This is a genomic window from Mesorhizobium sp. CO1-1-7, assembly GCF_020164885.1.
Taxonomy (GTDB): domain Bacteria; phylum Pseudomonadota; class Alphaproteobacteria; order Rhizobiales; family Rhizobiaceae; genus Mesorhizobium; species Mesorhizobium australicum.
Genome location: NZ_JAIUHA010000007.1, coordinates 201,070 through 222,807 on the forward strand (window position 1 = coordinate 201,070; position 21,738 = coordinate 222,807).

Here is a 21,738-nt window from a genome sequence, read left to right on the forward strand (position 1 = left end):
CCGATTGGCGCCGGCAGGTTCTGGCGCGCCAGCGCCGAGGTAGCATGGGGCATGCAGGTCTGCAAAGAGAGCCTCTGTCAGCCCATGAGACGAGGGTGCGGCAGTGCCGCCGCACCAGCCGGTCGCGGTTGATGTCACGGCGCGAGCGAATGTGATGGTTAAGGCAGGGCTTAAGCTCTCGTAAAGCCGGGTCGATCATGTTAGCCGGCATGGGGTGGCGTGGGGCGCCCGCAGCACTACCTTGCCACTTCGGGACGCAAAGGACGCTGCGGCAGTTCAGATATGCGTGCATGAACCCGCGGTTCTCGATGCCAGGGGATATGCGCCAGCCAGACGAGGCCGACATATTGCCGGTAGCACGCCTGATCATCGTCTTTCTCATGTTGGGAAGTTTCGCGCTTGTCTTCGCAGAACTGGTGCGCCAGTCGGAAGAAACGAGCGCCAGGCCGATCCCCACGGCGTCGCGTTGCGGCGATGCCGCCGGCATGCCTTGCCCGCAAAGGGCGCTATAGGTCAAACACCGCATCGATCCGCACCAGGGGATCCGGCGTACTTTCGAATGGTTCAGGAAGCGGATAGCCGCCGATGGCAAATCGGCGGCGACGACCTGAAAACCGGAGATTTGCGGCTTCAGAACCCGGCCCGTCATGTCGAACGCGAGACGGAATCGAGCCGACCGGCGAAATAGGGCTCGAGCACGGTTTCGAAGACCTTAAGGGCGGCGCCGATCGCCTGATGCATATCGAGATAGCGGTAGGTTCCCAACCGTCCCCCGAGGTGCAGGTTTTTCTCCGCACCCGCCCGGTCGAGATAGCGGCGATAGACCGCCTGATCCTTGCGCGTGTCGATCGGATAATAAGGCTCGTCGGCGCGGCCTGCGAAACGGGAATACTCACGGCCGATGAGCGTCTTGGCGCTCCCGTGCTGGCGCTCCGGGTTGAAATGCCGGAATTCGACCACGCGGGTATAAGGCACGGCCTCGTCCGCGTAGTTCATGATCGCCGTGCCCTGATGGTCCGGCGTGTCCATGACCTCCAGATCGATATCAATGGTTCGCCAGCCGAGTTCGCCTTCGCTATAGTCGAAGTAGCGGTCGATCGGCCCGGTGTAGACGACCGGCAGGTCCTTCGGCAGCAAGGACTTGATGTCGAAGAAGTCGATGCCAAGCCGTGTTTCGATAAGCTCCTGCGCCAGCATCTTTTCGAAGATCGCCGTGTAGCCGTCCACAGGCTGGCCCTGGAACCGGTCGTTGAAATAGCCGTCCTCGAATGTGTAGCGAACCGGCAGGCGCGCGATGATCTGCGCCGGCAGTTCGCGCGGATCCGTCTGCCATTGCTTGGCGGTGTAACCCTTGATCAAGGCCTCGTAGAGAGGGCGGCCGACCAGGGAGATCGCCTTCTCCTCAAGATTGGCCGGCGGACGGTCGCCAACTTCCGTCGCCTGCTCGGCAATCATGTCGCGTGCCTCGTCCGGACTTAGCCGCCTGCCGAAGAACTGGGACATCGTGGCAAGGTTGATCGGCAGCGGATAGACCTTGTCGCGATATGTCGAGAATGCACGATGGCGATAGGCGGTAAAACCGGTGAAGGCACGCAGGTAATTCCAGACCTCCTCGTTGGATGTATGGAACAGATGCGGCCCGTAGCGATGGATCTCCACACCGGTGACAGGATCTTGTTCGGTGTAGGCATTGCCGCCGATGTGCCGGCGCCGGTCGATTACCAGCACGCGTCGCCCGAGTTGCGTGGCGATGCGCTCGGCAAGCGTTGCACCATAAAAACCAGCGCCGACAATGAGGATTTCGGCCTTGCCCAGCAGGGTCCTGTCCATTCGCGTATCCGAACCTTAGGGCTTGAGAATTATTTGGGACAAGTCGGCGGACTTGGAATACTGCCTGCGCAGAAGGCGCCATAACAATTCCATCAATCGATTCGCCTGGCGAAAGGCTTTCCTGTCCAAGAGATAGTCGGCCACCATACGCAGGCCGATCATCGATTTCGACCGCCAGCGCCGGCCTTTTCGATCGACGGCCTCATAGGACAAAGGAAAAAGCTCGCCAAATCCATATTGCGACGCCAATTGGCGATATTCCTTGTCGGGCGTTCTTCCTGACTCGAGCATCGCTGTTTTCAGGTGAGCTCCCACCGGCCGGGTGTGGCGGACCGGCAAGGCGTCGAACACGGCAGATGTTCCACGGTTTTCTTCGGCAAGCCTGGTCCACAACAAGTCCAGACCAAAACCGCTCATGGAGTGTTTGAACAGAGGCAGCATCTTGGCCGCTACATCGGCTCTCAGGCAGGGGGCCATGATCTCGATCGTGTCTACCAGGCGAAACTCGAAGCTCCTGCAGCGGAGGAACGGGAGGTGGGAATAATAGCTGTCCAGCGTCAGTGACGGCTGGCCGATATGGAGGCCAAGCCGGCGCATGTTGGCGAACATCGCCTCGATGGTCGCCCGGTCCGCTTCCAGATCGTCGTCCGGCAGCCAGACATACTGGTAGCGGTCAAGAAGTTCGGGCTGTTGGCTCAGCAGAGCATGGATGCCATCCCATTTGCCGCCCTTGTAGTCGACTCGGTTTTCAAGCGGCAGCCGAAACGCAGATGGATCACTTCCGAAGTAGCTGACGATCAAATCAAATTCACAATTGGGATCGTCCGCCCCCCATCCACGATGGAGAGATTTGTCGCCTGCCCTGACTATCACGAGATTGCGGTGTGTGGTGTTCGTCAAAGTCCTGCTTCCGACACTCATACCCTCAATCCGGGTCCTCGGCGAGCCCTACACGAAAGCAAGTTGAATGCTAAGGGCATGAGGAAGATCTCCTGGCGTTACCTGAGCACGATGTCTTGCCGGCATAACGGGTGTATTTAAACGTCATGACGTCAAGATTCGCTTATATACGGGACTCTGATTTTACAGGAACCAGGAATTCTATGAAACTGATCGTTGTCACCCCGGCCGGTCGTGAGAAATATCTGCGTCTGCTTGGCCATCATGTTTTGAAAAACCCCGATGTGCATGAGTGGCACCTCTGGGACAACTGTCGCAACGAGGCTGACCGGGCCTATCTACAAAGATTGGCGGCCTCCGATCCGCGTTGCAAGATCAAGCGGCTTCCACATGCCGATGGCGGGATCAACGTCATCGGCGATTTCTATCGCTTTTGCGACGATCCCGGTGCTTTCTACCTACGCCTCGACGACGATGTAGTTTTTGTCGAGGACGGCTTCTTTCGAAAATTCATGGCAAGGGTCATGGCCGAAAGGGGATCGGCCATCTGGTACGCCCCGTTGATCGTCAACAACGCAATCTGCAATTCGCTGATCAAGCAGCTTTCCAGGGTGCGGGTGGATGGCCCGCTTACCTGTCAGGCGTCATGCGAATTCTCCTGGGCGCATGCGACCTTTCCGCAGGCCATACACCCGGTGTTCATTGAAGCTGTGCGCTCCAATCGGCTCCAGGATTTTCGCGTGCCGGACCGGGAGATCAGGCTGTCACGCTTTTCGATCAATGCAATCGGTTTTTTCGGATCGGACATTGTCGATCTCGGAGAGCACTTTCAACCGCGCGGCGACGAGGAAGAGTGGTTGTCGGCGACGCTTCCGGCCAAGCTGGACCGGCCGGGCAAGATTTTCGGTGACCTGCTCGTCGCGCATTTCAGCTTCTATACACAGGAACGCCAGTTACTGCGCACCAACATTCTCGAAGGTTATTATGAGCTCGCCGGCCTGGCTCCCCCTGTCTACGAAAAACCGCCAGTCGGCTGGAGGGAGCAGCTGAGGCAATGGAGGAGACGCCGCAGGGGATCGGCGCCACCGCGCTATACAATCTCGCTTCCGGCACCCATTCCCGAGTGACGCACTGGCTCCGGCCGTTCGTGTCGCGAGCCGGTCGCCCACTGTGTCACCACCAGCGCACTGCGAGGGGTGGTGACGGGCTCGTGCCGCCCCAGGCCTTCCCACGCCATTTCGACTTGATGCCGTAACTCCAGCCCTCAAGGGCGCTGCCGCAGATGGCAGCCGGCCTGACGTTTCTGTTCGAGATATTCGTCGATCAACTGGCGGTAGCGCACCTTGCCGAAGCTCGAGAAATGGCCGCCATGGACGACCGAGACGTCGAGATCGCGCATGGCGAGCAGCGTCGCCATGTAATCTGGTATGTCCGAGTGGTAGACATCATCGATCAGCGGGCCATCATAGATGATGTCGCCGGACAGCAGGATGCCGGTCTTCTTCTCGTAGAGCGCAATGCCGCCCGGCGAATGGCCTGGCGTGTGGACGACCTCGAAGGCCCGGTCGCCCAGATCGATGATGTCGCCATGCGCGAGCATACGGTCGGCCGGCGCGGGCTGGATGCGATAGCGCGCCGTGTCCCAGCCCCGCGGCATGCCATCGAACATCTCTTCTGTCGCATAGGTGCCGGCAGCGGTCCATTCGTTGCGCGGATCGGCCAGGATTGCCGCTTCGGCCGAATGCACGCAGCGATCGGAAAACTCATGGTGGCAGCCGATATGGTCGAAATGCGTGTGGCTGGCAACGCAGGTCAGCTTGCGCTCGCTCACCAGGGACACATGGGTGCGCAGGCTGAAATGACCGAGGCCGGTGTCGAACAGGAGATCGCGGTCGCGTCCGCGCACATGCCACATATTGCAGCGGAAGAACGGTTTTATCCATGGCTCGTGGATCAGCGTGATGCCGTCGGCCATGCGGATTGTTTCGTACCAGTCCGGTGCGTCGATGGCCGCAAGCGTGCTCATGTTCAATCCGTCAGCAAGATGATCTGGTCGGTATCACAGGAAATCGCGACCCTGTCGCCCGCATGGACGATGGAGGTCGCCGGCAGCTTGGCGATGAACCGCAGGGAAGGCTCTTCGACGGAGGTCGCCAGCACGCGCTTGAAACTGCCCTGGAAAACGACGTCGCTCACATCAGCCTCGCCGAGCTTCGTGCCAGCCGACGCAGCGCCAAGCACAAGGTGCTCAGGGCGTATCGCCAGTGCGGCAGTAGACCCCAACGGCAAGGCACTGGATAAGGAAACCGGTCCGACCGGTGTCGTGACGGTGCTCGTCCTGTCCCCGGTCTCGATGACAGTGCCGGCAAGGATCGTGCTCTCGCCCATGAAGGTCGCGGAAAAACGCGTCGCCGGCCTCGCATAGACGCGCTCGGGCGGCCCCTCGTCCTCGATGCGGCCGTCATTCATCACCACGCAATGGTCGGCCAGCGCCATCGCTTCTTCCTGGTCGTGAGTGACATGGATGAAGGCGGTGCCGACCCGCTTCTGGATCGCCTTCAGTTCGTCCTGCATCTGGCGGCGCAGTTTCAGGTCGAGCGCCCCGAGCGGCTCGTCGAGCAGAAGCACCGCCGGCTCGATCACCAGGGCGCGCGCCAGCGCCACGCGTTGGCGCTGGCCCCCGGAAAGCTGGTGCGGCTTCTTGTCGAAGGCGGCGGCGAGGCCCACCAGGGCCAGCGCATCGCGCGCTTTTGCTGCCCGCGTCGCTCCATCGACACCTTGCATGCGCAGCCCAAAACCGACATTGCCGCCGACGCTCATATGCGGGAACAGCGCATAATCCTGGAACACCGTCGTCGTCGGGCGTTTGGCGGGCGGCACCGAGGTGCAGTCCTGGCCGCGGATGAGAACCTTGCCTTCGCTCGGATTGACGAAACCGCCGAGAATGGAGAGCAGCGTCGTCTTGCCGGAACCGGATGGTCCAAGCAGGATCGTATAGCTGCCGGCCGCTATCGTCAGCGAGACATTCTTCAGCACGGGATGCTGGCCGAAGCGGTGCCAGATGTCGCGGATATCGACCAGGGGCGCGTTCATGCCGATTTCCTTCGCAGCAAGGTCAGTTCGAAGAACACCACCAGCACGATCGAGACGGCAAAGACCAGCGAACCGACCGCATTGGTCTTGGGGTTGAGGCCGGAGCGCAGCAGGTTCCAGATTTCCACCGGCAGCGTGGTCTCGAAGCGCGTCAGCAGGAAGGAGATCACGAACTCGTCCCAGGAGAAGGTCATCGACAGGAAGAAGCCGGCGAAAATGGCCGGCGCCGTGACTGGCACCGTGATCAACAGCAGCACCTTCCATTCCGGCGCGCCGAGGTCGCGCGCTGCGCGCTCGATGTTGATCTGGTGGTCGCCCAACTGGCTGTAGATGATGGCGAAGCACAGCGGCAGGTTGATAACCACATGGCCGATCCCGGCGGCAAGCAGAGATTTCGGCACGCCGGCCCAGTTGAACAGCACCAGCAGCCCCATGCCGATGATGAGATAGCTGACGGTGAGCGGCAAGGTGATCAAACCGCGCAGCAGGCCCGAGCCTGGCAGGACGAAGCGCGCGAACCCCCAGGCCGACAGGAAGCCGAGCATGACGGCTGCGGCCGAGGAAAGAACCGCGACCAGCAGCGAATTGGCCAGCGCCGAAGTCAGCCGGTTATCGGAAAGAACCGCCTCGTACCAGCGCAGCGATGGGCCTGTGAACGGGGGAATGGGGAAGGACGTCGACTGCAGCGAGAACAGCACCAGCACGACGACCGGCAGGAAGATGAAGCCGTAGACGGCAAGCGCGTAAATCCAGGAAGCGATGCGGCCAATGCTGCGCATGATCAGGTCCGCTCGATCTTTAGCCAGCGGGCGCAGGCGAGATAGGCGATGGTCACGACCGCCATCAGGATGATCGACAGCGCCGAGGCCAATGGAAAATCGCCGCGCCGGCCGATCTGCATCATCACCAGCTGCGGCATCAGAAGCTCGTTGTTCCCGCCGAGGATCTGCGGCGTGATGTAGTCGCCGATGCACAGCACGAAAGTGAGAAAAGCGCCGACCATGATGCCGGGCAAGGTCAATGGCAGGATGACATGCAGGAAGGCGCGCACCGGTCCGGCGCCGAGATCGGCGGCGGCCTTGCGGTAACTGGGGCTGAGCTGCTTCAGATTGGCGAAGATGGTCAGCGTCAAAAGCATGACGAAGAAATGCACGAAGCCTGTGACGGTGGCCAGGCGCGTATTGGCGAGCTGCAGCGGTTCGGAGACCACGCCAATGCCAGTCAGTACCCGGTTGATGACGCCGTTCTGCGCCAGCACCAGCAGCCAGGAGTAGGAGCGCACGACATAGGAGGTCCAGAACGGCAGCACGGCCAGCATCAGCGCCAGCCGCTGCCAGCGTTCAGGAACCTGTTCGGCCAGAATCCAGGCGAAGGGATAGGCAAGCAGCACGGAAACCACGGTGACGATGGCGGTGACCTGCAGCGAGTTCACCATCGCCTGCCAGTAGGCGGGGTTGGTGAAGAATTGGCTGTAGTTGGACAGGGTGCCCCCGCCGCCCTCCTGCGCGGTGAAGCTCGAAAGTCCCATGGCGACGAAGGGCAGCACGAAGAAGAGAAGCGTCCAGCCAAGTGCCGGTGTGACCAGCGCCCAGGGAAGGGCACGGCCTGTCCGCGCGCCCTCACTGTTTCCCGCGGCGCTCATCAGCGTATCGGCTCACTTGGCCTGCAGCATTTCGGTCCACATATCCTGCATCTTCTTGTCGAGGTCGGCGCTCGGCGCCGGATAGGCCTGCGCACGGGCGAGGAAGCCGGGCTGCTCGTCGAAGCGCAGGACCTTTTTCTGGTCGTCGGTCAATGCGGCCTTGGTGTTGGACGGCATGCCCCAGTAACAGGACGAGGTGGCGAGCAGTGCCTGGCCCTCGGGGCTCAGTATGTACTGGATGAATTTCAGCGCCATGTCCTTGTTCCTGGAATCCTTGAACATGGCGAGCGACTGCGACCACAGCACCGCACCTTCTTTTGGAATGGAAAAGTCCAGCGCCGGGTTTTCCTTGGCCAGCCCTGCCGTGACCCATTCGCCGCCGCCGACCAATATGTCGACCTCGCCGGTCGCCAGCGCCGTCTGGCTGGCGGTGACTTCACCGACCAGCTTGGCATTGGCCTTCATCTTGAGCAGCTCTTCCTTGAGCGCGGGCAGGTCGGCTTCCGTGAGATCGGCCGTCTTCTTGCCGATGGCCAATGCCGCCATGCCGATGACGGGGAGATAATAATCGTAGATGGCGACCTTGCCCTTGTACTTGTCTGATGTCAGCGAGGCCAAGGATTGCATGTCCGCCGGATCGACCTTTGTCTTGTTGAAGCCGATCGTGTTGTAACCGAACTTTTCGGTGATGCCGTAGCGCTTGCCGCCGACAATGGTCGAGCCGTCCATCTTCACCTGCGGGAAGAGATCGGCGAACGGCAGCTTGTCTTCCGGCAGCGGCTCGAACAGGCCTTTCTCGACGCCGCGCGGCACGTCGATGCTATCGATCACCATCACATCCCAGTCGCCCGGCTGCGACTGCTCGATGATGGCCAGCCCAGCCCCGGTGCCTTCGAATTCCTTGACGTTGACCTTGACGTTGTTGGCCTCCTCGAAAGGCTGCAGCAGCGCCGGATCGGAATGGTCGCACCAGATCAGCGCGTTGAGATCGGCGGCTTCGGCGAGGCTGCCCGCCGCAAGCAGCAATGCCGTGGCGGCACATGCAGCGTGCATCTGGCGCTTCAGGACGGAAAGCGGATTGCCGGATTTGACGGACATCGAGTGTTCTCCCTTGCCTTTGTGGCTTCTTGCAAAAAACTGAACCAATTCTAAAATTGAGTCAATTCTGTTTTTGTGACAAGAGGCTGATATGAGCGGATTGCGGGCAAGGCAAAAGGCGGATCGCCACCGGCGTATCATCGAGGCGGCGGCGGCGCTTTTTCGCGAGGCCGGGTATGAGGGCGCCAAGATCGAGACGATCGCCGCGCAAGCCGAAGTCTCGATCGGCACCATCTACAATTACTACCAGAACAAAGGCGATATTCTCGGCGCCATCGTCTCGATGGAAGTCGACGAGGTGCTCAATGCCGGGCGCGGCGTGGTCGCCCGGCCGCCCGCCAATGTCGGCGACGCCCTGGACACGCTGATCGGCATCTATATCGAGCACTCGCTGCACTATCTCAGCAAGGAGATGTGGCGGCAGGCGATGGCGATCTCGACGCAACTGCCCGACAGCCCGTTCGGCCAGGCTTATACTGGCCTCGACCGCTCGCTCACCGAACAGATCCGCGCGCTGATCGCCCGCCTTCAGGAGATCGGCCTGGTGCGGCAGGATATCGACGGCACGGCACTCGGCGAATTGATCTTCAACAACATGAACATGATGTTCATCGAATTCGTGAAGCGGGATGAAGCCAGGATACCGGAGTTGAGGGCCGCGATACGGCGGCAGAACCGGATATTGGTGGCGGCGATCGGAGTGTGAGGGCGTCAGGAGCAGGCAGGAGAAGTTGTCGCTTCGGCATCGGACGGCGTCTTACGCGATGATTGGCTCTTGAGTTGAGTTTGAAATCTGCTACAACTTATAGGGGTATAAAAAGGGGGAAGGGTAAATGGGGACGTTTTCCATCTGGCATTGGGCGATCGTGCTGCTGCTGATCGGCGTGCCTGTTTTCTTTGCTGTCCGGTCAGCCGCGAAGCCGTCGCAGAATCCTGAGTCACTTGTGGGCTTCGGTGGCTGGCTGATGCTGCTGGCTATCGGTCAGACATTGTCACCGCTGCGCACGCTCGCCGATTTCGGCAATTCCGCCGACGGCTACCAGCAACTCATGACCTTCCCAAACGGCTCTCTGGCTGTGTATGGCGAGGTTGCCCTCAATCTGGCATTTCTGGCGCTTCAGCTGGTGGTGCTGGTTTCAATGCTGCGGCGAAGCCGTCGATTCCCGCAATTGTTTCTCTGCCAATGGTTTGCGATTCCTGTTGTGTTTATCCTGGATACGATCTGGATTTCGTCAATCCTGGGCGTTCCGGTAAACAAGGTGCTCGCTGGCAACGCGCTGGCGGCCCCCATGGCTTCGTCTGTGGTGACCGGCATCTGGGCCGCTTATGTCTATAAGTCTGTGAGGGTGAGGAATACGTTCACCAGGACGAACGTGTCGGCCCAAATCGCGAGCGCTTCGTAAAGGGGGGTGGCGACGTAATCGCCCTACAAGGGGGTTTTCGGAGGACACTCCTGCGTCTCTACGGGCTTGGGGTGGCCTGCCACCCGGAGCTCGAAGAGCGTAGGTGGTGCCCCCGGACGGAATCGAACCGCCGACCTTCGGTTTACAAAACCGCTGCTCTACCAGCTGAGCTACAAGGGCACGGCGCTCCGGTTAGCATATTTGTTGCGCCAGTAAAGACAAAACTCCGTTTTTGGGCATCAGCCGTGGTGGAGGATGCCCACGCGTCCGCATGCTGAAATCCGCGAACGCGCTTCCTACATCAGGGTAAGTGCAATGCGCTGAACGGAGTGTCGCATGATCAGGCTTGTCATCATTCTCCCTATCGTCGTCGTGGCGTGGATGCTGCTGGTGAAGCTCATCAGCGATGTGAAGAAGGCCAATGTCGACTGGACAGGCGTCACCACCTTCATCGGCTTTATCGCGCTCGCCTTCTGGCTTCGGCATGTCACCGGCATGGGCTGAGTGGGGGAGTGGGGAGTGGGGAGTGGTGAGTAGTGAGTAGTGAGCAATTGCTGCCGGTCATGGCGCGAGCCGGTGCTGCCTACCCAGTTTCGCCAACAGTGCGCCAAAAAAATCTCCAGATCTGTCGAACCTTTCGCCGCGGCGCGCCGACTGATCCTCAGAGGCGAATGGTCGCCTCGATCAGAGATCCAGGAGATCATCATGTTCAAGCGCAGTTTCGTTTCCAGCATCATCGCCATCGTCGTTGCAACCGGCGCGCTCGCCGGCACCGTTCAGTCTTCGTCGGCTCACGGCATGCATCATCATCATCGTCATTTCGACGACTACCTCTACTACCAGGATTACCCGGACTATCCGGATTACTGGTGGGTCTATGGCCATCACCATCATCGTCATCACCACCACCGCCACATCATCCTCTACTGAGCGCAGCCTGGCGGCTTGATTGAAACCAATCCAGAAAAGGGCGGCTTCGGCCGCCCTTTTCTCATCGAACGCGGCGCTTCCAGTCGCCGTCACGGACGATGACCGATCGGCGCAAGGTGCCTGAAGTGCAGGAATGGATGATCAACGTCGGCGAGGGCCGCCACGCCTTTTCAGCCAGCGAATTCCTGCTCTTCGAAAAAAATCAAAACCCCGTCGAACCTTTTTCCTTGCCGCAACGACAGATCATCAAGAGGCGGATGGCTCGCCTCTCCAAACGAAGCAAGGAGATCATCATGTTCAAGCGCACACTCGTTTCCGGCCTCATCGCCACCACCGTCGCCGCCACCGCTTTGGTCGGCACCGTCCAGCCCTCTGCTGCCCACTCGCATCACCACGGCCTCGGCATCGGCATCGCCGCCGGCGTCGGCGGTTTCGTTCTCGGCAGCCTGCTTGCCCAGCAGCAGCCGCGCACCGTCTATGTCGATGAAGATGGCGGTTCCTGGCACGTCCGCCGCTGCTTCGATCGCTACTCCAGCTACGATCCGGACTCCGACACCTATATCGGCCGTGACGGCTACAGCCATTACTGCCGGCTCTGAGTGGCGGCGGGCGACTGGAAAGAGGGGTTGCGAGGCAGCCCCTTTTCGTCGTTTGAAGACCGTCTTTCTAGAGGTGCATCTTCGAGTCGAGGATCGGCAGACCGGCCGCGCGGCAGGTGCCGCCAATCTGAAGCCGGGCAGCCTCGGTCTCGTCGCCCATCGCGACCAGTTCGAAGCGGCTTGCGGCGTCCGGGTAGACCTTGGCGATGAACGGCTTGTCGCCGGCGCCGGACGAGGTTTTGGCATTGACGGTGCCGCAAACCACGATCTCCTCGCGGCCATCAAGCATTCGCTCGCCTGCTAACATGGTTCCGAACCTGGCGGAGGCTGAATCCGGCAGCCGCTGGCGGATACCGGCCGTGATGATCTCCTCCAGCGCGAGCGAGATCGGGATGGGATTGACCCGCTGGTCGCCGGTATCGGGTCGTGGTGCCGCCGCCACGCATCCGCACAGCGAAACGGCAAGCAGAAGCTGAACCACTTTCCTCATGCGCGCCCTTTCGCATGCATTCGAACGCGACGGCAAGACGGTCAAATCCCATGCAGCCGGCGGCATGCAGCGATTTTCGGCGCGTCTAGTCTATCCCTTGATCAGCCTGCCTTCGAGCCGCCGATCATTTTCGTCACTTCGGCCGCCGCGTCGCGCACCAGCGGGCCGATCTCGGCCAGCCGCTCGGGCGTGACCCGCACCGTCGGCCCGGACACGGAAACGCCGCCGATCGGCTCGCCATACTCGTTGAAGATGGCGGCGGCCACGCATCGCATGCCGGGATGGCGCTCCTCATCGTCGACCGACCAGCCGCGATGCTTGATGACGGCCAGATCGTGCGCGAGGGCGGAGATGTCGGAAAGGGTCTTGTCCGTATAGCGCTGCAGGCCCGCCTTGCGCAGGATGGTTCCGACGCGCTCCGGTTCGAGATGTGCCAGCACCGCCTTGCCGATTCCCGAGGCATGGAAAGGGCTGCGCGTACCCGGCCGGAAGAAGGCGCGGATCGCCTGGTGCGTCTCGACCTGGTTGACGAAGACCACGCAATCGTCTTCCGCGACGCCGAGATTGGCGGTCTCGCCGGTCTTCTCCATCAGTTCCTGCATGACGATGCGGGCGCGGTCGACCAGCTTGCGGCGGTGCAGGAACGCCGCGCCCATGCGGTAGGTCTCGACGCCGATCGACCAGAGCTGGTCCGATGTATCGAACTCGACCATGCCGTGGTTTTCGAGTGTCGTCAGCATGCGGTAGGCGGTGGAGGCGGCAAGCCCGCTCTGCGCCGATATCTCGCTCAGCGACAGGCCGCTGCCTTCCGCGACAATGGCCAGGATACGCAAGGCCCGGTCGAGCGACTGCACCGAGGCAGCTTCGGCCGGACCATTGAAGGCGCGCGGGCGGCCACGCTGACGTTTTTCGCTCGTTTCCATGGGCTGGCATTCTCGACCGTTTCTCCCAACATGCAACGAAAAAGTTTTTCATGAAATTCTCGGTGCAAATCCTGGAAAAGGGAAAAGGAAACAAAATCAGTTGGTAAGAGCCGTTTATTAGAAATGAAAAAATATTCTGAAAAAATTGAAAAAGCGCCCGCCCGATGACATCCTTAGCCATCCAACAATCATCTCGTGGAGGCTGGAAATGGCCAGGATGCGCGCTGTCGATGCCGCTGTTCTCGTTCTCGAAAAGGAAGGCATGTCCTGTGCCTTCGGCGTGCCGGGTGCGGCGATCAATCCGCTGTACTCGGCATTGAAGGCGAGGGGCACGATCCGCCATGTCCTTGCCCGCCACGTCGAGGGCGCCTCGCATATGGCTGAAGGCTATACCCGAGCCAAGGCGGGCAATATCGGCCTCTGCATCGGCACATCAGGGCCGGCCGGCACCGATATGATCACCGGGCTCTATTCGGCCGCGGCCGATTCCATTCCGATCCTGTGCATCACCGGCCAGGCGCCGCGCGCGCGGCTGAACAAGGAGGATTTCCAGGCTGTCGACATCGCCGCGATCGCTGCGCCCGTCGCCAAATGGGCGGTGACGGTGATGGAGCCCTATCTGGTGCCGATGGCGCTGCAAAAAGCGTTCCATTTGATGCGCTCGTCGCGGCCGGGTCCGGTGCTGATCGACCTGCCGGTCGACGTCCAACTGGCCGAGATCGAGTTCGACATCGATGCCTATGAGCCGCTGACACCATTCAAGCCGGCGATGACGCGCGCCCAGGCCGAAAAGGCGCTTGCGATGCTCAACGCGGCCGAGAAGCCGCTGATCGTTGCCGGCGGCGGCATCATCAATGCCGACGCGTCCGACCTGTTGATCGAGTTTGCCGAGATCACGGGCGTTCCGGTCATTCCGACGCTGATGGGCTGGGGCGCGATTCCTGACGATCACCGGCTGATGGCCGGCATGTGCGGGCTGCAGACCTCGCACCGCTACGGCAACGCCACCATGCTGGAAGCCGATTTTGTCTTCGGCATCGGCAACCGCTGGGCCAACCGTCACACCGGTTCGGTGGACGTCTACACCAAGGGCAAGAAATTCATCCATGTCGACATCGAGCCCACACAGATCGGCCGTGTCTTTGCCCCCGATCTCGGCGTCGTTTCGGATGCCGGCGCTGCACTGAAGATGCTGCTCGACGTCGCCACCGAGTGGAAGACGGCGGGCAGGCTGCGCGATTGGTCGGGCTGGGCCAGGGAATGCCAGGGCCGCAAGAAGACGATGAAGCGCAAAACCCACTTCGAACAGGTGCCGCTGAAGCCGCAGCGTGTCTACGAAGAGATGAACAAGGCGTTCGGCCGTGACGTCACCTATGTCACCACCATCGGCCTGTCGCAAATCGCCGGCGCGCAGTTCCTGCATGTCTACAAGCCGCGCAACTGGATCAATTGCGGCCAGGCCGGCCCGCTCGGCTGGACCTTGCCGGCCGCACTCGGCGTGCGCGCCGCCGATCCCGAGCGCACCATCGTGGCGCTGTCTGGCGACTACGACTTCCAGTTCATGATCGAGGAACTGGCGGTCGGCGCGCAGCACAAGCTGCCCTATATCCACGTCGTCGTGAACAATGCCTATCTCGGCCTCATCCGCCAGGCGCAGCGCGGCTTTTCGATGGACTATGAGGTCAGCCTTGCTTTCGAGAACATCAATCGGGCCGACGATCCGGAGGCGGGCTATGGCGTCGACCATGTCGCCGTCGCCGAGGCAATGGGCTGCAAGGCAGTCAGGGTGCGCAAGCCGGAGGAATTCGCCGGCGCCTTCAAGCAAGCGCAGCGGTTGCTGAAGGAACACCAGGTTCCGGTCGTGCTCGAATTCATTCTCGAACGGGTCACCAACATCTCGATGGGGACCGAGATCGACAAGATCACCGAATTCGAGGACCTTGCCGAACATCAGGAAGATGCGCCCACCGCGATCGTGATGCTGGACTAAGCCATGCTGATATTCAGGTGAGGCCGGCCTGCAAACGGCGGCTTCCTGCGCTTCCGGTGCTCACGTACGAAAAGTACGCTCCGCTCCGGTTCTTGGAAACCACCATTTTCGACTCGGCCTGACCTGAATCTCAACACGGCTTTGGTTCCAGGCAAGAAAAGGAGAAAAAAGAATGCCGCGTTTTTCAGCCAATCTGTCGATGCTCTTTGGCGAGCATGATTTCCTCGAACGTTTCGATGCCGCCGCCCGCGCCGGCTTCAAGGGGGTCGAATATATCGGCCCTTACGATCATGCGCCCGAGGTGGTCGCCGCCCGACTGAAGAAGAACGGCCTGACGCAGGTGCTGTTCAACCTGCCGGCGGGCGACTGGGCCAAGGGCGAGCGTGGCATCGCCGTGCTGCCGGACCGCGTGCCCGAATTCCGCCAGGGCATTGCCAAGGCGATCGCCTACGCGCAGGCACTTGGCTGCGGGCAGGTCAACTGCCTGGCCGGCATCGCGCCAGCCAACGTCGACCGCAAGGTGCTGGAGGATGTCTTTGCCGAGAACCTGGCTTTCGCGGCGGAGAAACTCGACCAAGCCGGCATCAAGCTGCTGATCGAGCCGATCAACACCCGCGATATCCCGGGCTTCTTCCTCAACTATTCCGACCAGGCGCTGGCGCTGATCGACCGCGTCGGCTCGAAGAACCTGTTCCTGCAATACGACATCTACCACATGCAGATCATGGAGGGGGATCTCGCCCGCAAGATCGAGGCAAACCTCGACCGCATCGCGCATATCCAGCTTGCGGACAATCCCGGCCGTCACGAGCCGGGGACGGGCGAGATCAACTACCCCTTCCTCTACGAGCATATCGACCGGATTGGTTATGCCGGCTGGATTGGCGCGGAGTACAAGCCCAAGGCCGGCACCGAAGCAGGGCTAGGCTGGTTCCGGGATCTGGCCGGGCAGGGGAGCGCGGCGGCCTAGGAGCTTCCTTCTCCCCGTCTCTATACGGGGAGAAGGTGCCGGCAGGCAGATGAGGGGCAGCGCCACCTTCCGATAATTCGAGCCAAGATTCTCTGGAGAAAACACATGGAAACCATCGGCTTCATCGGGCTGGGCATCATGGGCGCGCCGATGGCGGGGCATCTGCTGGCGGCCGGCTACAGCGTCATCGCCAGCGACCACCGCTCAAAACCACCGGCCGATCTCGTCGCCAAGGGTCTGAAGTCGGTCGCCGGCCATGCCGCCGTCGCGAAGGCCGCCGACATCGTCATCCTGATGGTTCCCGACACCCCGCAGGTGGCCGATGTGCTGTTCGGCAACAACGGCGTCGCCTCCGGCCTGGCCAGGGGCAAGCTGGTGATCGACATGAGTTCGATCTCGCCGATCGAGACAAAGGAATTCGCAAAAAAGATCAACGATCTCGGTTGCGACTATCTCGACGCGCCGGTTTCCGGCGGCGAGGTCGGCGCCAGGGCGGCTTCGCTCACCATCATGGTCGGTGGTGAGGAACCGGCCTTCGAGCGTGCAAAACCCGTGTTCGAGAAAATGGGCAAGAACATCACTTTGGTCGGGCCCAATGGTGTCGGGCAGACCACCAAGGTGGCCAACCAGATCGTCGTCGCGCTGACCATTGAAGCCGTCGCGGAAGCCCTTGTTTTTGCATCAAAAGCGGGGGCCGACCCAGCCAAGGTCAGGCAGGCGCTGATGGGCGGGCTGGCCGCCTCGCGCATTCTCGAAGTGCATGGCGAGCGCATGGTCAAGCGCACCTTCGCGCCGGGCTTCCGCATCGAACTGCACCAGAAGGATCTCAATCTGGCGCTGGAGGGTGCGAAGGCGCTTGGTGTGTCGCTGCCCAACACCTCGACCGCCCAGCAACTGTTCAATTCCTGCGCCGCCAATGGCGGCGCGAAGGAAGATCATTCCGCGCTGGTCAGGGCGCTGGAGCGGATGGCGAATTTCGAAATCGGCAAGGAGGCAAAAGAAATCAAAGCGGCATAGGCCGGAAGAGGGCGGCGTAACGTTCCCAAGCCGTCAACTTCCGTCTTAACCCAGGAACGGGTTCCGGCGAGCATCGCCGGGACCCGTTTTGATTTCTGGCGGGAGGCTTGCCGCTTCCAGTCAGCCGCGCTTCAGAAATGCCCGCGCCGCATAAAGGCTCACCGCCGCCGCGTTCGAGACATTGAGCGAGCGGATGGCGCCGGGCATGTCGAGGCGGGCCAGCGTCGTTACCGTCTCGCGCGTCTTCTGCCGTAGGCCCTTGCCCTCGGCGCCGAGCACCAAAGCGATCCTGTCGCCGGCAAAGCTGGTTTCGAGCTCAGCCGGCCCGTCCGAATCGAGTCCGATGGTCTGGAAACCCGCTTCGTGCAACTGGCCGAGCGCATCGGCGAGGTTCTTCACCTCGACCTGGTCGATATGCTCAAGCGCACCGGAGGCGGATTTTGCCAGCACGCCTGATTCCTGCGGGCTGTGGCGCGCCGTGGTGATCAGTGCGCCAGCACCGAAAGCGACCGCCGAACGCAGGATGGCGCCGACATTGTGCGGGTCGGTGACCTGGTCGAGCACCAGCACCAGCCTTGTGTCGCCAAGCGCATCGAGGCGCTTGGGCTTCAGCGGCTCGGCCTCGATCAGCACCCCCTGGTGCACAGCGTCCGATCCGGTAATCTTGTCGATGTCCCTGGGTTCGACCAGTTCAGCCTTGAAGGGCAGGGCGGCGAGATCGGCGATCTCGAGCCGTTCGGCCGCATTGCGCGTCACCAGCATTTTCTTGATCCGGCGGCGTGGATTGTCGAGCGCCGCACGCACCGTATGCAGGCCATAAAGCCGCACCAATCCGTCGGCTGCGTTTTCGCCTGGTGGCACTGGTTGCCGTGGCTTGAACGCCGGCGCGCCGCCGCTCTTCTCGTCGCGAAAGGCGCGGCGCAGCTTGGCGTAGTGGGTGTCTTTGGGGGTGTTGGAATTGTTGCTCATGGCCGGCTTCTATAGCCGTCTCCTCCGGCCAAGGATATGCCCTGTCGCCGCAGCCGGCGAACAACATCGAAAAACCGTGGCCGCGCGGTTGACACCCAATGGGCTTGCCGCCATAAGGCGCTTCGCTGGTTTCGGAGAAGACATCTATCTCGGGTCCGGATCGGCAAGAATGCCTCGTTGCATGGCTCCGGCGGCAGACTGGAGAGGTGCCCGAGTGGTTAAAGGGGACGGACTGTAAATCCGTTGGCTTAGCCTACGTTGGTTCGAATCCAACCCTCTCCACCACTGCCGGCCCGGAAGCCTGAAACGTGAAAGCATCGGAGGCGAAAAGCGCATGGCGCTTTTCCGGGAAATCCGATACTTCAGTGCAAGGCGCGGGTATAGCTCAGTGGTAGAGCAGCAGCCTTCCAAGCTGAATATGCGGGTTCGATTCCCGCTACCCGCTCCAGATTTTCAGCGAAACAACCGGCAAGCCGAAACACTGCGCGGCAGGCGCGCAGCGCTTCAGGCATTGGTGGGCGCCGCGTCAGCTGTTGAAGGCGGAGGCGACCTGGTGCTGTTGCGGTACCTGGCCGTTCGGGGTCAGCTTGTCGACGATGCCGGGCAAGGCGGCCGATAGCTGCTTGAGCAGCTCCTGCTCGTCGAGCCCCGTCCTTTGGGCGATCTCGCGAATGACCTGCGGTCCGATCGCGTTGCCCAACTCATTGGCCCCGATTGACTGGTTCTGCCCGGTGCCGACCCAGGAGTCGGCGACATTGCCATGGCCGGCGTTCTTGAGCTTGTCGAGCAGCCCGCCCAGTCCGCCGAGCAGCCCACCGTCACCGGACGCGGTTCCGACAGGCGTGGGATCGGCGGGCGCCGGCGCCTGAGCCTGGTCCGGCTGTTCGGCGCTTCTGCCGCTCAGCATCTTCCCAACCAGCAGCGCACCGAGCGCGATCATCAGCGGTTTGGTGATATTGCCGCCGGGAACGGCGTTGTCAAAAAGTCCCATAGTGGATCCTCCATTTCAACCAAGCCCAGCCCGTCTTCAACAATGGCGCATTCGGGGGGAATTTCAAGCTGGCTTGAGCTTTTGACAATCATATGAAAATGTCCGGTTGGCGGAGGAATGGAGAGGAAAAAATGGGTATCATCAGCTGGATCATTCTCGGCGTCATTGCCGGGTTCATTGGCAGTAAGATCGTCAACAAGACCGGTCAGGGCATGATCATGGATATCGTGCTCGGCATTGTCGGCGCCATTGTCGGCGGGCTGATCTTCAGCGCCTTCGGTGCTTCGGGTGTGACCGGCCTGAACATCTATAGCCTGATCGTCGCCGTCGTGGGTGCCGTCGTGGTGTTGTGGGCCTATCATCAGTTCGCGGGCAAGCGGACCATCTAGACGCGATCGGCGGATTATCGGCTGCCGAATCCTGAATTGCGCTAACCCGCCGTCGGTGCTGACCGCGCTCACGGTATCGGAAACTATTATGCCGGTGCGCCGCCGCGGATCAGGCGACCACGGCCAGCCGACGCTTGCGCTGGTCCAGCGACACGATGGTCAGCCCACTGGCGACAACCAGCAGGATGCCGCAGACCGCCAGTGCATTGGGGAATTGCCCGAACACCAGCAGGCCCGAAATGACGGCCCAGACCGTGAAGCAGTAATAGAACGGCGCCACCGCGCCGGTCGGCCCGACGCGATAGGCCATGAAGATGAAGAAGTGGCCGAAGATCAGGAAGAAACCGGCTCCCGCCATCAGCATCAGGTGGTGCGCCTCCGGCGCCACCCAGCGCTCGGAAACCAGATGCGCGGCGCCTGCGCCGATCAGGACCACGACGACCGCCGAGATCGCCACGATCATTCCTGGCACTTCGGCGGCGATCTTGCGGCCGGCCAGATCGCGCGCGGCGGCGAACGTCGCGTTGCCGAGCGCCAGCAAGGCATAGACCGAAATGCCTTGCATGGTCGGCTGCGCCACCATCAGCGCGCCGATGAAGCCCAGCCCGATCAGCGCCATGCGTTGGCCGCCGATACGCTCGCCAAACAGGATCGAGGAGCCGACCAGCATCAGCAGCGGCGTGATCTGCCCCAACGCGGTGGAATCGGCGATCTGCATGTTGGCGAGCGCGACGACGTAACAGAGGATCGCCGCCAGTTCGAGGAGGTTCCTGCGCAGCACCCGCCTGTCGAAGATCAGCGGGATCTGCTTGCCGTAGCCGAGCGCAAACAACAGCGGAAGGCCCCACAGCGTTGCCGCGGCACCACGCAGGAAGAGCACTTCGTAGGAGGGCAAACCCGACGTGGCGAGCTTCATCATCGTGTCGTTGACCAGATACGACCCGGTCGAGACGATCATGAACAGCGGGCCGCGAACGGCAGTCGGGATGAAATGCATCGGCGCAGGAAATCAGACGCGGATCGCTGCCGCAATGGGCCATGAACCGCCGACAAATCCGACAGCGACTGACGTGGAGACCCGAGCAATCCTCGCTTTGCTCCCTCGGTTTTCGCCCATTCCATTTTCAACGACGGATCCCCATATCAGCGCCACATCCCCGCAATCGGATCATGGGTTCTGGCCGAGTGAGATGGCGCCCGGGCAAAAGACGCTTGTGTTTTTTGGCCTTTATCGCTAATCGCCCCGCATTCGACTGAACTGAAGGTCCAGGCCGTCCAAGGAAAGAGACTATGGCAAAAGGTAAATTCGAGCGCACCAAGCCTCATGTGAACATCGGCACGATTGGTCACGTCGACCATGGCAAGACGTCGCTGACGGCGGCGATCACCAAGTATTTTGGCGAATACAAGCGCTACGACCAGATCGATGCGGCGCCTGAAGAGAAGGCGCGCGGCATCACGATCTCGACGGCTCACGTCGAATACGAGACCGCCAACCGCCACTATGCCCACGTCGACTGCCCCGGCCACGCCGACTATGTGAAGAACATGATCACCGGTGCCGCGCAGATGGACGGCGCGATCCTGGTCGTGTCGGCCGCCGACGGCCCGATGCCGCAGACCCGCGAGCATATTCTGCTGGCCCGTCAGGTCGGCGTGCCGTCGATCGTGGTGTTCCTGAACAAGGTCGACCAGGTCGACGACGCCGAGCTGCTCGAACTGGTCGAGCTCGAGGTTCGCGAACTGCTGTCGAAGAACGAATTCCCCGGCGACGACATTCCGATCGTCAAGGGTTCGGCGCTGGCCGCTCTGGAAGATTCGGACAAGAAGATCGGCGAGGACGCGATCCGCGAGCTGATGGCTGCGGTCGACGCCTACATCCCGACGCCGGTTCGTCCGCTGGACAAGCCGTTCCTGATGCCGATCGAGGACGTGTTCTCGATCTCGGGCCGCGGCACGGTCGTCACCGGCCGCGTCGAGCGCGGCGTGGTCAAGGTCGGCGAGGAACTGGAGATCATCGGCATCCGTCCGACGACCAAGACGACCTGCACGGGCGTCGAAATGTTCCGCAAGCTGCTCGACCAGGGCCAGGCTGGCGACAACATCGGCGCGCTGCTGCGCGGCGTTGATCGTGAAGGTGTCGAGCGCGGCCAGGTTCTGGCCAAGCCGGGCACGGTGAAGCCGCACAAGAAGTTCGTGGCCGAAGCCTACATCCTGACCAAGGACGAAGGTGGCCGTCACACGCCGTTCTTCACCAACTACCGTCCGCAGTTCTACTTCCGCACGACCGACGTGACCGGCATCGTGTCGCTGCCGGAAGGCACCGAGATGGTGATGCCCGGCGACAACATCACGGTCGATGTCGAGCTGATCGTGCCGATCGCCATGGAAGAGAAGCTGCGCTTCGCCATCCGTGAAGGCGGCCGCACCGTCGGTGCCGGCATCGTCGTCACCATCAAAGAGTAATCGATCCGGCTGCTGCCGGTCTCAAAACGAAAGGGCGG

24 protein-coding genes and 3 tRNA genes are annotated in these 21,738 nt (G+C 61.5%); 14 read left to right on the forward strand and 13 right to left on the reverse strand.

What is annotated here, in order from left to right:
- Positions 1 to 290: 290 nt before the first annotated feature.
- Positions 291 to 512, forward strand: a complete 222-nt coding sequence (locus LB516_RS17160; protein ID WP_083883050.1) for a hypothetical protein — start codon at positions 291 to 293, stop codon at positions 510 to 512.
- A gap of 133 nt (positions 513 to 645) precedes the next feature.
- On the opposite strand, the gene glf is transcribed toward LB516_RS17160, so the two are convergent.
- Both glf and LB516_RS17170 read right to left on the reverse strand, forming a co-directional pair.
- Positions 646 to 1,830, reverse strand: a complete 1,185-nt coding sequence (gene glf / locus LB516_RS17165; RefSeq protein WP_015318020.1) for a UDP-galactopyranose mutase — start codon at positions 1,828 to 1,830, stop codon at positions 646 to 648.
- 15 nt (positions 1,831 to 1,845) lie between these two features.
- Positions 1,846 to 2,730: a hypothetical protein gene (locus tag LB516_RS17170; RefSeq protein WP_224720046.1), complete on the reverse strand. Its 885-nt coding sequence runs from the start codon at positions 2,728 to 2,730 to the stop codon at positions 1,846 to 1,848.
- A 203-nt stretch (positions 2,731 to 2,933) separates the two neighbouring features.
- Here LB516_RS17170 and LB516_RS17175 point away from each other — a divergent pair, with 203 nt between their 5' ends.
- Positions 2,934 to 3,857, forward strand: coding sequence for a hypothetical protein (locus LB516_RS17175; RefSeq protein ID WP_224720047.1), 924 nt, complete (start codon positions 2,934 to 2,936; stop codon positions 3,855 to 3,857).
- A gap of 137 nt (positions 3,858 to 3,994) precedes the next feature.
- Here LB516_RS17175 and LB516_RS17180 read toward each other — a convergent pair whose 3' ends face one another.
- From LB516_RS17180 to LB516_RS17200, 5 genes are read right to left on the reverse strand one after another with little or no spacing between them, the layout of a single operon-like run.
- Positions 3,995 to 4,756, reverse strand: a complete 762-nt coding sequence (locus LB516_RS17180) for an MBL fold metallo-hydrolase (RefSeq protein ID WP_224720048.1) — start codon at positions 4,754 to 4,756, stop codon at positions 3,995 to 3,997.
- Between the two features lie 2 nt (positions 4,757 to 4,758).
- Entirely contained in the window at positions 4,759 to 5,823 is a 1,065-nt protein-coding gene (locus LB516_RS17185; protein ID WP_224720049.1) for an ABC transporter ATP-binding protein, read from the reverse strand.
- A complete protein-coding gene (locus LB516_RS17190; RefSeq protein WP_224720050.1) occupies positions 5,820 to 6,602 on the reverse strand; it encodes an ABC transporter permease in 783 nt (260 codons plus the stop codon). Before LB516_RS17190 ends, LB516_RS17185 begins: the two co-directional genes overlap by 4 nt.
- A 2-nt stretch (positions 6,603 to 6,604) precedes the next feature.
- Complete coding sequence (locus LB516_RS17195; protein ID WP_224720051.1) at positions 6,605 to 7,465, reverse strand: ABC transporter permease; 861 nt, start codon at positions 7,463 to 7,465, stop codon at positions 6,605 to 6,607.
- A 12-nt stretch (positions 7,466 to 7,477) separates the two neighbouring features.
- Entirely contained in the window at positions 7,478 to 8,563 is a 1,086-nt protein-coding gene (locus LB516_RS17200; protein ID WP_224720052.1) for a spermidine/putrescine ABC transporter substrate-binding protein, read from the reverse strand.
- Positions 8,564 to 8,654: 91 nt separating this feature from the next.
- Between LB516_RS17200 and LB516_RS17205 the strand changes: the two genes are divergently transcribed.
- Positions 8,655 to 9,269 carry a TetR/AcrR family transcriptional regulator gene (locus LB516_RS17205; protein WP_140616911.1) on the forward strand — a complete coding sequence of 205 codons (615 nt, stop codon included), beginning with the start codon at positions 8,655 to 8,657 and terminating at the stop codon, positions 9,267 to 9,269.
- Positions 9,270 to 9,396: 127 nt separating this feature from the next.
- Positions 9,397 to 9,966, forward strand: a complete 570-nt coding sequence (locus tag LB516_RS17210) for a DUF2569 family protein (RefSeq protein ID WP_224720053.1) — start codon at positions 9,397 to 9,399, stop codon at positions 9,964 to 9,966.
- Positions 9,967 to 10,070: 104 nt separating this feature from the next.
- On the opposite strand, the gene LB516_RS17215 is transcribed toward LB516_RS17210, so the two are convergent.
- A tRNA-Thr gene (locus tag LB516_RS17215) sits at positions 10,071 to 10,146 on the reverse strand.
- A 156-nt stretch (positions 10,147 to 10,302) separates the two neighbouring features.
- On the opposite strand from LB516_RS17215, the gene LB516_RS17220 reads away from it, so the two are divergent.
- From LB516_RS17220 to LB516_RS17230, 3 genes are all read left to right on the forward strand, one after another.
- Positions 10,303 to 10,470, forward strand: coding sequence for a hypothetical protein (locus LB516_RS17220; RefSeq protein WP_140717303.1), 168 nt, complete (start codon positions 10,303 to 10,305; stop codon positions 10,468 to 10,470).
- 201 nt (positions 10,471 to 10,671) lie between these two features.
- Positions 10,672 to 10,896, forward strand: coding sequence for a hypothetical protein (locus LB516_RS17225; RefSeq protein ID WP_224720054.1), 225 nt, complete (start codon positions 10,672 to 10,674; stop codon positions 10,894 to 10,896).
- A gap of 293 nt (positions 10,897 to 11,189) precedes the next feature.
- Positions 11,190 to 11,495, forward strand: coding sequence for a BA14K family protein (locus tag LB516_RS17230; RefSeq protein WP_041163844.1), 306 nt, complete (start codon positions 11,190 to 11,192; stop codon positions 11,493 to 11,495).
- A 67-nt stretch (positions 11,496 to 11,562) separates the two neighbouring features.
- Here the strand turns inward: LB516_RS17230 and LB516_RS17235 are convergent, their stop codons facing one another.
- Together LB516_RS17235 and bhcR are read right to left on the reverse strand one after the other, a co-directional pair.
- Positions 11,563 to 11,985 (reverse strand): hypothetical protein, encoded by a 423-nt coding sequence (locus tag LB516_RS17235; protein WP_224720055.1) that lies wholly within the window; start codon positions 11,983 to 11,985, stop codon positions 11,563 to 11,565.
- 101 nt (positions 11,986 to 12,086) lie between these two features.
- The gene (gene bhcR / locus LB516_RS17240) at positions 12,087 to 12,908 is read right to left on the reverse strand and encodes an HTH-type transcriptional regulator BhcR (protein ID WP_224720056.1); all 822 of its coding nucleotides are present in this window, start codon (positions 12,906 to 12,908) and stop codon (positions 12,087 to 12,089) included.
- A gap of 208 nt (positions 12,909 to 13,116) precedes the next feature.
- Here bhcR and gcl point away from each other — a divergent pair, with 208 nt between their 5' ends.
- From gcl to LB516_RS17255, 3 genes are all read left to right on the forward strand, one after another.
- Positions 13,117 to 14,898, forward strand: coding sequence for a glyoxylate carboligase (gene gcl / locus LB516_RS17245; protein WP_140616909.1), 1,782 nt, complete (start codon positions 13,117 to 13,119; stop codon positions 14,896 to 14,898).
- Between the two features lie 172 nt (positions 14,899 to 15,070).
- Positions 15,071 to 15,868: a hydroxypyruvate isomerase gene (hyi, locus tag LB516_RS17250; RefSeq protein WP_224720057.1), complete on the forward strand. Its 798-nt coding sequence runs from the start codon at positions 15,071 to 15,073 to the stop codon at positions 15,866 to 15,868.
- Between the two features lie 105 nt (positions 15,869 to 15,973).
- On the forward strand, positions 15,974 to 16,885 hold the full coding sequence (locus LB516_RS17255; protein WP_224720058.1) for a 2-hydroxy-3-oxopropionate reductase: 912 nt from the start codon (positions 15,974 to 15,976) through the stop codon (positions 16,883 to 16,885).
- A gap of 120 nt (positions 16,886 to 17,005) precedes the next feature.
- On the opposite strand, the gene LB516_RS17260 is transcribed toward LB516_RS17255, so the two are convergent.
- Positions 17,006 to 17,854: a TrmH family RNA methyltransferase gene (locus tag LB516_RS17260; protein ID WP_140823557.1), complete on the reverse strand. Its 849-nt coding sequence runs from the start codon at positions 17,852 to 17,854 to the stop codon at positions 17,006 to 17,008.
- 200 nt (positions 17,855 to 18,054) lie between these two features.
- Between LB516_RS17260 and LB516_RS17265 the strand changes: the two genes are divergently transcribed.
- Both LB516_RS17265 and LB516_RS17270 read left to right on the forward strand, forming a co-directional pair.
- Positions 18,055 to 18,139, forward strand: a tRNA-Tyr gene (locus LB516_RS17265).
- 89 nt (positions 18,140 to 18,228) lie between these two features.
- Positions 18,229 to 18,302: transfer RNA gene (locus tag LB516_RS17270), tRNA-Gly, on the forward strand.
- A gap of 78 nt (positions 18,303 to 18,380) precedes the next feature.
- Here LB516_RS17270 and LB516_RS17275 read toward each other — a convergent pair.
- Positions 18,381 to 18,845 (reverse strand): YidB family protein, encoded by a 465-nt coding sequence (locus tag LB516_RS17275; RefSeq protein WP_015318001.1) that lies wholly within the window; start codon positions 18,843 to 18,845, stop codon positions 18,381 to 18,383.
- 131 nt (positions 18,846 to 18,976) lie between these two features.
- Here LB516_RS17275 and LB516_RS17280 point away from each other — a divergent pair, with 131 nt between their 5' ends.
- Complete coding sequence (locus tag LB516_RS17280; protein WP_015318000.1) at positions 18,977 to 19,234, forward strand: GlsB/YeaQ/YmgE family stress response membrane protein; 258 nt, start codon at positions 18,977 to 18,979, stop codon at positions 19,232 to 19,234.
- A gap of 109 nt (positions 19,235 to 19,343) precedes the next feature.
- Here the strand turns inward: LB516_RS17280 and LB516_RS17285 are convergent, their stop codons facing one another.
- Complete coding sequence (locus LB516_RS17285; protein WP_023773054.1) at positions 19,344 to 20,231, reverse strand: DMT family transporter; 888 nt, start codon at positions 20,229 to 20,231, stop codon at positions 19,344 to 19,346.
- A 293-nt stretch (positions 20,232 to 20,524) separates the two neighbouring features.
- Here LB516_RS17285 and tuf point away from each other — a divergent pair, with 293 nt between their 5' ends.
- Positions 20,525 to 21,700 carry an elongation factor Tu gene (tuf, locus tag LB516_RS17290; RefSeq protein WP_015317986.1) on the forward strand — a complete coding sequence of 392 codons (1,176 nt, stop codon included), beginning with the start codon at positions 20,525 to 20,527 and terminating at the stop codon, positions 21,698 to 21,700.
- Positions 21,701 to 21,738 lie beyond the last annotated feature (38 nt).

What these genes read in the sequence shown, in the direction of transcription:
- LB516_RS17160 (WP_083883050.1), top strand. Translation starts at nt 291, where the DNA reads ATGAACCCGCGGTTCTCGATGCCAGGGGATATGCGCCAGCCAGACGAG.
- glf (WP_015318020.1), bottom strand. Translation starts at nt 1,830, where the DNA reads ATGGACAGGACCCTGCTGGGCAAGGCCGAAATCCTCATTGTCGGCGCT.
- LB516_RS17175 (WP_224720047.1), top strand. Translation starts at nt 2,934, where the DNA reads ATGAAACTGATCGTTGTCACCCCGGCCGGTCGTGAGAAATATCTGCGT.
- LB516_RS17180 (WP_224720048.1), bottom strand. Translation starts at nt 4,756, where the DNA reads ATGAGCACGCTTGCGGCCATCGACGCACCGGACTGGTACGAAACAATC.
- LB516_RS17185 (WP_224720049.1), bottom strand. Translation starts at nt 5,823, where the DNA reads ATGAACGCGCCCCTGGTCGATATCCGCGACATCTGGCACCGCTTCGGC.
- LB516_RS17190 (WP_224720050.1), bottom strand. Translation starts at nt 6,602, where the DNA reads ATGCGCAGCATTGGCCGCATCGCTTCCTGGATTTACGCGCTTGCCGTC.
- LB516_RS17195 (WP_224720051.1), bottom strand. Translation starts at nt 7,465, where the DNA reads ATGAGCGCCGCGGGAAACAGTGAGGGCGCGCGGACAGGCCGTGCCCTT.
- LB516_RS17200 (WP_224720052.1), bottom strand. Translation starts at nt 8,563, where the DNA reads ATGTCCGTCAAATCCGGCAATCCGCTTTCCGTCCTGAAGCGCCAGATG.
- LB516_RS17205 (WP_140616911.1), top strand. Translation starts at nt 8,655, where the DNA reads ATGAGCGGATTGCGGGCAAGGCAAAAGGCGGATCGCCACCGGCGTATC.
- LB516_RS17210 (WP_224720053.1), top strand. Translation starts at nt 9,397, where the DNA reads ATGGGGACGTTTTCCATCTGGCATTGGGCGATCGTGCTGCTGCTGATC.
- LB516_RS17220 (WP_140717303.1), top strand. Translation starts at nt 10,303, where the DNA reads ATGATCAGGCTTGTCATCATTCTCCCTATCGTCGTCGTGGCGTGGATG.
- LB516_RS17225 (WP_224720054.1), top strand. Translation starts at nt 10,672, where the DNA reads ATGTTCAAGCGCAGTTTCGTTTCCAGCATCATCGCCATCGTCGTTGCA.
- LB516_RS17230 (WP_041163844.1), top strand. Translation starts at nt 11,190, where the DNA reads ATGTTCAAGCGCACACTCGTTTCCGGCCTCATCGCCACCACCGTCGCC.
- LB516_RS17235 (WP_224720055.1), bottom strand. Translation starts at nt 11,985, where the DNA reads ATGAGGAAAGTGGTTCAGCTTCTGCTTGCCGTTTCGCTGTGCGGATGC.
- bhcR (WP_224720056.1), bottom strand. Translation starts at nt 12,908, where the DNA reads ATGGAAACGAGCGAAAAACGTCAGCGTGGCCGCCCGCGCGCCTTCAAT.
- gcl (WP_140616909.1), top strand. Translation starts at nt 13,117, where the DNA reads ATGGCCAGGATGCGCGCTGTCGATGCCGCTGTTCTCGTTCTCGAAAAG.
- hyi (WP_224720057.1), top strand. Translation starts at nt 15,071, where the DNA reads ATGCCGCGTTTTTCAGCCAATCTGTCGATGCTCTTTGGCGAGCATGAT.
- LB516_RS17255 (WP_224720058.1), top strand. Translation starts at nt 15,974, where the DNA reads ATGGAAACCATCGGCTTCATCGGGCTGGGCATCATGGGCGCGCCGATG.
- LB516_RS17260 (WP_140823557.1), bottom strand. Translation starts at nt 17,854, where the DNA reads ATGAGCAACAATTCCAACACCCCCAAAGACACCCACTACGCCAAGCTG.
- LB516_RS17275 (WP_015318001.1), bottom strand. Translation starts at nt 18,845, where the DNA reads ATGGGACTTTTTGACAACGCCGTTCCCGGCGGCAATATCACCAAACCG.
- LB516_RS17280 (WP_015318000.1), top strand. Translation starts at nt 18,977, where the DNA reads ATGGGTATCATCAGCTGGATCATTCTCGGCGTCATTGCCGGGTTCATT.
- LB516_RS17285 (WP_023773054.1), bottom strand. Translation starts at nt 20,231, where the DNA reads ATGCATTTCATCCCGACTGCCGTTCGCGGCCCGCTGTTCATGATCGTC.
- tuf (WP_015317986.1), top strand. Translation starts at nt 20,525, where the DNA reads ATGGCAAAAGGTAAATTCGAGCGCACCAAGCCTCATGTGAACATCGGC.